The following is a 7,609-nucleotide window of genomic DNA, read 5'->3' as shown; positions in this document are numbered from 1 at the left end:
CTTCATCACGAATTATCCGGGTTAAACGGCAGTCCACTTAAGTAATGTCGGTTTCTGTTAATTGCAGCGAGGATGCCCATGACCAACCAGATCGAACCCGACGTAGGGCGCACCGTCGAGGCCAACGAATCCCGTCGCCAGAAGGCCCAGGCCGAGCGGACCGAACGCGAAAAGAACGAGCCCAAGGAAGAAGAAGCGGTGCGCGAGGCGTCGCACCTGTCGGCCAAGCTGGTCTATCAGGTGGTGCGCCGCGAAGGCGACGAAGAACTGGGGCGCCCCGGAAACTCGCTGTTCTGGTCAGGTATCGCGGCGGGGGTCTGCATCAGCTTTTCGGTGATCGCAGAGGCAGTCTTTGCCACCCACCTGCCCGATGTCGTCTGGCTGCCGCTGGTTGAAAGCCTTGGCTATACCTTCGGCTTTCTGATCGTGATCACGGGCCGGATGCAGCTGTTCACCGAAAACACCCTAACCACGGTGCTACCGCTTTTCGCCCGACCCACATGGTTCAACCTGACCTGTGTCGCGCGACTGTGGGGCATCGTGCTGGGCGGCAATATCATCGGCTGTTTCCTTGCCGCCGCCTTCATCGCCTTCATGCCGACCTTCGGGCCAGAGATGCTGGACAAGATCACCGAAATCTCGATCCACGCGACCGAGAATGATGCGTGGAACGCTTTTGGCAAGGCCGTGCCCGCCGGTCTGCTGATCGCGGCACTGGTCTGGATGCTGGCGGCAGGAGAGATGGACAATTTCCTGCTGATCATCGTGATGACATGGTTGATAGCCGCTGGCGGTTTCACCCATATCATCGCCGGGTCGGTCGAGATGGCGTTCCTGATGCTGACCGGAGAGTTGGGAATTATCCGTGGCGTCTTCAGCTTTTTCATCCCGGTGCTGCTGGGCAATATCTTTGGCGGCACGGTGGTCTTTGCGCTGATAACATGGGGTCAGGTGCGTGAAGAGGTCAACGATGCCAGCGACAGCGGCAAACGGTCCACCACCTCTGACTAATTATGTCCGACGGTCCCGGTGATCTTGCGTTGCCGGGCCCGTTTCAGGCCCAGATGCCGTTCGCGCAGGATGATCATCACCCCGGCTGCGATGACGATCAGCGCGCCAATGATCATTGTCACGGTCGGCACCTCGTCAGACACGAAATAGTAAGACCGGACTGGCCATGGCCCACAAGCTGATGATGTCCGCCCAGAAGAAATGGCGAAAACTCGACGGCCAAAATCGCCTGCCCGAGATCATCCAAGGGGTTGAGTTCCGCGACGGGCGTCGCCACGTTCAAGCCGCCGCCTGATCAAGCGTCACCAACTTCTGCCCATATCTCCGGCGTGGGCCTCGGAAGGAAGTCCTGGCTCTTCGCGGGGTCCGAGCGCGGCGGGCAGCGCGCCGCCTTCATGTATTCCCTGATCGGCACCGCGAAGCTGAACGACATCGACCCGCAGGCCTGGCTCGCCGACGTCATCGCTCGCATCTCCGATATGCCGGTCTCGCGCCTGAAAGAGTTGCTGCCGTGGGAATGGGACGGGGCCACGCCCCTGGTCAAGGTCGCTAGACCGCGGCTTCCAGCGAATGCTTACCGTCGTAAAGCAGCTCACCAGTCCGCAGGACAAATCTGGCGCACAAGGATGCATCCAGCCTTTAGTATTCCCCTACATAGCACCCGCCAAAAAGAAGGGGGCAGACCTTGCTGCCCCCTGACCAGACGTATCAGTTCACAGTATCAGTTACCCGACTGCTCCGGGGTGCCCTCTTCAGCATCGCCCGACGCTTCACCGTCTGGCGCTGAACTGCTATCCGACGATGTTGCTGAAGTATTACCTGAGCTGCTGGAACCTTGATCCTGTGGCTGCTCAACCGGATTGCCGGTCGCATCAAAGAACACAACATCCGCACCTTCGCGCAGGCCAATCCGGATATCCTGCATGGCCTGCTGTCGCAAGTACTGTTCAATTTGCGGTCGGACCTCTGCAATTGGCGGAAGTTCCTGCTCGTTCTGGCCGCTGGCTTCATCATAGGCATTCTGCACAGCTTCATCGGTCACGACATTCGCCATCTGGCGGTCCAACCAGACCTGAACAATGGCGTCATCTTCCGCTGCTTGCGTCGCCCCTTCAATCAAAGCAATGACCTCAGCATCTTCAGCCAGATTCTGAGCCTGAGCTTCTGCCAGTATCAGCTGACGCAGGATCAGTTGCTCCATGGCCATGGGCACAAGCATTTCTGGCGGCTGAGACTTCATCTGCGGTGGCAGCATGTCAATAACTGTCAACAAATCAGACGACATGATGTTCGATCCACCGACCGTCGCGACAACAACATCAGGCTGACCGGCCGATCCGTTCTGGGTGATTGACGATGCAGATTGCTGCTGCGTCGCCTCACCTGACTGCGCATTTGAAGTATCCGCTTGTCCAGCACTGGGCTGGGTGTCCTGTGCAAAAGCGACACTCGCGGTAAAGGGCAAACTGATTACCACTGCGATTGCAGTACTACGCAGATTTGAATTCGAACGTTTCATATCGTTTCCTCTCTTTTTTTTCAGTAAACCAACAGGGAAAATAAATTTTTGTTCCAAACTTTAAGTTGGGAAGCAGCAAAAAAAATCTTAATTTATAATTAATAGAATGTAATATTGATTCACAAAATAATTTCTCATCCGATCAACGATGACTACTTCATTGGAAATAACAGCGGCAGTGTCGGGAGCAAAGGTTGCAGATGCTTGATGGAACTACCTTTGCTCCCGACTTGTCTGGTGAATAGCATGAAATACCAGACAGAAGGCTAACAAGCTGAATCGCTTTTCGTTCCATCGTGGATCAGATTTTTTTGAGTATTAAGTTATGCCATGGCTTTTAATAGGGGTGCCCTGAACGTCTGCCGGAACGTCTGCCATAAATTATCAGAAGTTATCTGCACATCGAATGACAAAGAGGCTTCCATCCACCTCAAGAAAGTCCAGCGGAGGATCGTAGTCGAGCGCGGCACAGAAACGTTCTGCAATCCTTCCACAACCAGTTGCGTCAGTACCGCAGGGTATTGGCAGATGCGAAAAAGCTTCACCATCCTGGATCAGATCTGCCGAATCATCGTCACCCGATTCGGAGGTGTCATCTATACCGACAGGTCCTAGGTCGTTATCAACGGCGACATCTGAACCCAAATTCATCATTTCAAATAGATCTGTTAACCATATATCGTCTTCTTTACCTATTGAAGCATTGCCATCAACATCGATAATTCCGAAAAGACCGTCTTCGAGATCTTCCCGCGCCAGAACGTCACGTGACGTATCGAATCCGATCCGGCTAAGTAAAGTCGTCTCCTGCCGCACGCGCATAAACTCAAAAGGAGAAATTACACCATTGCCATCCGTGTCCCAGTTTTCTACCGCGAGATTTACATCTGCTTCGCCGAACCACAGGTCGACGGCATCGTCCCATTCACTGATCGAGAGTTCGCCATCGTTGGAGCTATCCCAAGTATGGAAAATACCTTCCAGAACTTCGTCATGGTCCAATGTAGTATCGTCATTAGAGTCCCATTTATCAAAAAGTCCGGCTTCCTCGAGGCCATCACCAAATTCTGCTTCGTTTAGCACGCCGTCAGCATCTGCATCCCATGCATCAATGTCTTGGGCTGCAAGACCCGTTGACAGGGCAAAAGTCAAAGCGACGGTGGATACGCTGCGGGGCAGCAATTTATTGAGCATGATGTTTCTCCTTAAAAGTTAGCGAAACACGCGTCGGATCACACGGATTCGCAATCCCCATAATCTACTGAAACTGGCGGTCCTTGAGCCGGGTCTCTTAATTCTCAACCTAAGAACGTGCGTGTAACGTTCGAGATGGCTGTCGTAACCGGTACGTGTTGATTAAAAGCGTGAGGCTGACAGAGCCAGCCTCACGTCATAAGGTGTCTTCAGACGTCCCAGAAACCACCGTCGCCCATGTCGTCGCCGACATCGCCAAACTCGGGTTCTTCGATCACACCGCTTTCATCATCATCGTAGGAATTGAACACGCCGTTGTTGTATTCATCCTCGTTCAGTGCGCCGTCGGCATCTTCGTCCCACGTGCTGAAGGCACTTTCGCCGTCACCGTAGTTGGCACCCCAACCTTCATTGAACTCGTCCTGGCTCAGAGCGCCGTCACTGTCGCCATCCCAGGCACCCATGTCCATGTCCTGTGCCATGACCGGTGCTGCTGTCATGGCCGCAAGAAAAGCTCCGATACCAGCAATCTTCGTGAATTCGATACGCATCGTGTGTCTCCTTCAGTTTGTCCTGCGACGTCTTGCCGCTGGTTGTGAAACGGGTTGTGCAGGAAAGTGTTCCCTACGATTCCGCGAGATCGAATACACTGCGGAATCGGAAGGGCGATAAATATTATAGGTCAAGGTTATTGCAGATAAGAAATTTGTAATGTTTGGGTCGAATCTTCCCCTTTGATCCATCAACCAACCGAAACGCGCGGTTATCCCAAAACGAACTTCAAGAGAATGAAGCTGAGGTTAAACCGGCTTGTGCACTGTCAGCCGCCTGATACTCCGGTCTGCTGATCCAGACCTTCGAAACCCTTCTCATTGCTGAGGAGAAGAGCGAATGATCGCATGGGTGGCACGTAAGCACAAATAATCATGGCAGCAATTGTAATAGGCACTGCCAGAATTGCACCGGCTACGCCCCACACCCAACTCCAGACCAACAGGGTGATCAGTACAACCACCGGGGAGAGTGAGACCTGTCGGCCCTGCACACGTGGATCGACGTAGTTCCCTACAATCTGCTCGATGGCAAAGATACCTACGCCAATCAGTGCTGCGGTGCCGGGGTCTTTCTGCATGAAGACATAAGCGACGGCCAAACCTCCGGTGATGAGAGACCCGAAGGTGGGTACAAAGTTGAAGAGGAATGCCAGCAACGCCCAGACGACGAGCAGATCAACGCCAAATAGCCAGAGCCAGGCCACATAGACGCCAGCTGTGAAAATGCCAAGAAGTGTGCGTGCGATGAGATAGCGCCGCAATCTGTCAGCGATCACGTCGACCGACCTCATCGCCGTTTTCTGATCCGCTGATCCGAGAATGTTATGGATCTTCGCCCGCCAGTCAGGGCCCTCGATCAACATGATGAGGGTCAGAAAAAAGATGAGAACCATGGCCGTCAACGTTGCACCAGCCGCCAACAAAATATCTGAGGCGAGGGTGGAGGCCCAGTCGGCGATCCGTGCCCCAATAGAATCGCCAGCGCCCGCGTAGGCCGCTTTGATCTGTGGCCAGAGTTCCTGTGTCTTGCCTGGCTGTGGATCCGGTCCGCCGGATGACGCGCCCTGATCCATCGCCCGATCGTCGCCACTGGGTGCGTTCGTCGTCGGACCTGCCACCTGATCCGCGGCATCAGCAGCTGTTTTATTTGGCCCGCCGAACTGCGGAAGGAGCGTATCGACCATGGTGGGCATCGGGTAGCGTGCCGTCACCTGTTGGGCAGCAACCCATAAAAGACCAATGAAAATCAATAACGATAAGAGTATTGCGCCCATCGCTGCGATATGGCCAAGCCATCCGAACCTATCGGGCAAACGAGACACGATGCTCCGGTCGAGCGGTGCCACCAGCAACGCCAGGAAGACCGAGCATACAACAGGGATCATGAATACTCCCGTCGCGCGCAGAGCCCATCCCGATAAGATGACGGTGATGATAACAATCAGCCAAAGGCTGATGCGTCTGACCTGATCGGAGAATGGATGGTTCTGCATACCACGTCCCATCTGTTGTCAAATAAGGTCCGGAAAGCGACCGATCGATGACGGTTCAATGAGGTCGTCTTTTGAACAAGGTAACGGAGTAAGATGATTTACAAGGACGTGTATGTATAAATGGGCCAGCTTGAGCCGGCCCATTCCGATCTGAATCTTCAGACGTATCAGACGTCCCAGAAACCTTCGTCGCCCATGTCGTCGCCGATGTCGGTCAGCTCGGGCTCTTCAATGATACCGGTGCCATCTTCATCGTACTCGCCGAACACACCGTTCGAAAACTCGTCCTCGGACAACGCACCATCGGCATCGACGTCCCATTCGCCAAGCATGCCGACTTCGCCCCAGCCATCAGCGAATTCATTCGACAGAATGACGCCGTCACCATCTACGTCCCAGGCCTGATAGTCGGTAGCGACTTCATCATTCCCCCAGTACCCGGCAGCACTGCGGCGGTCATCGTACACACCATACTCAGTTTCATCGAGGTCGCCGCTGACGTTGGCATCATATGTGCCGTAGACGCCATCGGAGAATTCAGTGTCGGACAGCAAGCCATCCTTATCCTGGTCCCAGGTGTCAAAGATACCGCGGTCAGCAAAGCCTGTCGCAAACTCATCTGCACCCAAAGCACCGTCGCTGTTAACGTCCCACATGCCAGTATCTTGTGCCATTACAGGTGCCGCACCAAGTGCTGCGACAAGTGCGGCGATGCTCGTAATCTTTGTGAACTTCATAGTCATGATATTCCTCCAGTTTGGTTGGCAGCATCTCACTGCGTATGCAACCTAACGGGTGGTCCCGGTCACATGTTCCCTTTCCCAATCTATAAATGATTGTAATGTTCAGATTTTTTCAAATCGCTATGACAAGTTTCTTTAATTATATTATACATTTATCGGACGAATACTGATGCAGTATGCCGTCAGAATTCAAGCTGAAATTCCGCGATATGGTAGAGCTGTTGAGCACGCAATCTAGCAATCAAGGAACATGATCCGCTATGCAGGATTATGCTGACATGACAGTCACAAGTTTTCTCTTCGCCGCTGCCTTTGCGCTCGTTCACATCGGCATCGGATGGCTCAGGTTTCTCGATCGCACACCGCGAAGCCGCTGGCTGTCCGCAGCCGGTGGCGTTGCGGTCACCTATATTTTTTTGCACGTCCTTCCGGAGCTTGCGGCGCATAGCGCGACTTTCGCAATGCACCTGAACACAACTGAAGAATCGGCAGATGCACTGGTCTATTCGCTCTCGCTAGCCGGCCTGGTCGTGTTTTATGGACTGGAAAGGGTCATCAAGGTTTCCCGACAGGACGTCGCTCTGTCAGAAAAGGTTAACGCCAATGAAGCGCCCTTCTGGCTGCATATCGGATCGTTCGCGATTTATAACTTGATTATCGGCTACCTATTACTTCACCGCGAAGAATCTGGCTACGTCTCCCTCCTCATTTATGGATTGGCTATGGCGCTGCACTTCGTCACCAACGACTTTGGGCTGCGTCAGGATCACAAGGCCCGCTATGACAAGACTGCGCGGTGGATTCTCGCTGGTGCCGTTATACTGGGCTGGACGCTGGGCTGGCTGACAGATCTGCCGGCAGTCTGGGTGGACCTTCTCTTTGCTTTCCTGGCCGGAGCTGTAGTACTCAACGTCCTGAAAGAAGAACTCCCGGACGAGCGCGAAAGCCGGTTATGGCCTTTCGTCGGTGCAGTGCTGGCATACGCTGCTTTGCTTCTTGCAATCTGATTATGACCGGACCGCAGATGGCAGGCTCTGACGGCCGGTGTTTGTCAAAGGAGTTGTCCGCCGATTTCATGCGGCGTCTCTGATTTCA

Annotated in this window: 8 protein-coding genes and 2 pseudogenes; 4 read left to right on the top strand and 6 right to left on the bottom strand. The window is 53.8% G+C overall.

Annotated elements, in window-relative coordinates:
- Positions 1–78: 78 nt before the first annotated feature.
- Positions 79–1,011 carry a formate/nitrite transporter family protein gene (locus ACOI1H_RS22205; protein WP_422440252.1) on the top strand — a complete coding sequence of 311 codons (933 nt, stop codon included), beginning with the start codon at positions 79–81 and terminating at the stop codon, positions 1,009–1,011.
- Here ACOI1H_RS22205 and ACOI1H_RS22200 read toward each other — a convergent pair.
- On the bottom strand, positions 1,008–1,133 hold the full coding sequence (locus ACOI1H_RS22200) for a hypothetical protein (protein WP_422440250.1): 126 nt from the start codon (positions 1,131–1,133) through the stop codon (positions 1,008–1,010). The two genes, ACOI1H_RS22205 and ACOI1H_RS22200, sit on opposite strands and share 4 nt — an antisense overlap.
- Before the next feature lie 26 nt (positions 1,134–1,159).
- Between ACOI1H_RS22200 and ACOI1H_RS22195 the strand changes: the two are divergent.
- Positions 1,160–1,306 (top strand): annotated as a pseudogene (locus ACOI1H_RS22195) (IS256 family transposase); the annotation flags it as partial.
- 25 nt (positions 1,307–1,331) lie between these two features.
- A pseudogene (locus ACOI1H_RS22190) lies at positions 1,332–1,532 on the top strand (transposase domain-containing protein); the annotation flags it as partial.
- A 200-nt stretch (positions 1,533–1,732) separates the two neighbouring features.
- Here the strand turns inward: ACOI1H_RS22190 and ACOI1H_RS22185 are convergent.
- The 5 genes from ACOI1H_RS22185 to ACOI1H_RS22165 form a co-directional block, all read right to left on the bottom strand.
- Entirely contained in the window at positions 1,733–2,530 is a 798-nt protein-coding gene (locus tag ACOI1H_RS22185; protein WP_422440248.1) for a hypothetical protein, read from the bottom strand.
- 384 nt (positions 2,531–2,914) lie between these two features.
- Positions 2,915–3,724, bottom strand: a complete 810-nt coding sequence (locus ACOI1H_RS22180; protein WP_422440247.1) for a hypothetical protein — start codon at positions 3,722–3,724, stop codon at positions 2,915–2,917.
- A gap of 209 nt (positions 3,725–3,933) precedes the next feature.
- Positions 3,934–4,275, bottom strand: coding sequence for a hypothetical protein (locus ACOI1H_RS22175; protein WP_422440245.1), 342 nt, complete (start codon positions 4,273–4,275; stop codon positions 3,934–3,936).
- 269 nt (positions 4,276–4,544) lie between these two features.
- Positions 4,545–5,771, bottom strand: coding sequence for an AI-2E family transporter (locus ACOI1H_RS22170; protein WP_422440243.1), 1,227 nt, complete (start codon positions 5,769–5,771; stop codon positions 4,545–4,547).
- 167 nt (positions 5,772–5,938) lie between these two features.
- On the bottom strand, positions 5,939–6,514 hold the full coding sequence (locus tag ACOI1H_RS22165; RefSeq protein WP_422440241.1) for a hypothetical protein: 576 nt from the start codon (positions 6,512–6,514) through the stop codon (positions 5,939–5,941).
- Between the two features lie 278 nt (positions 6,515–6,792).
- Here ACOI1H_RS22165 and ACOI1H_RS22160 point away from each other — a divergent pair, with 278 nt between their 5' ends.
- Positions 6,793–7,521, top strand: coding sequence for a hypothetical protein (locus tag ACOI1H_RS22160; RefSeq protein ID WP_422440240.1), 729 nt, complete (start codon positions 6,793–6,795; stop codon positions 7,519–7,521).
- Positions 7,522–7,609 lie beyond the last annotated feature (88 nt).

The organism is Loktanella sp. DJP18, from assembly GCF_049310965.1.
Taxonomy (GTDB): Bacteria; Pseudomonadota; Alphaproteobacteria; order Rhodobacterales; family Rhodobacteraceae; genus Loktanella.
The sequence above is the reverse complement of the archived record's forward strand: the minus strand, read 5'-3'. Positions and strand labels throughout refer to the sequence as shown.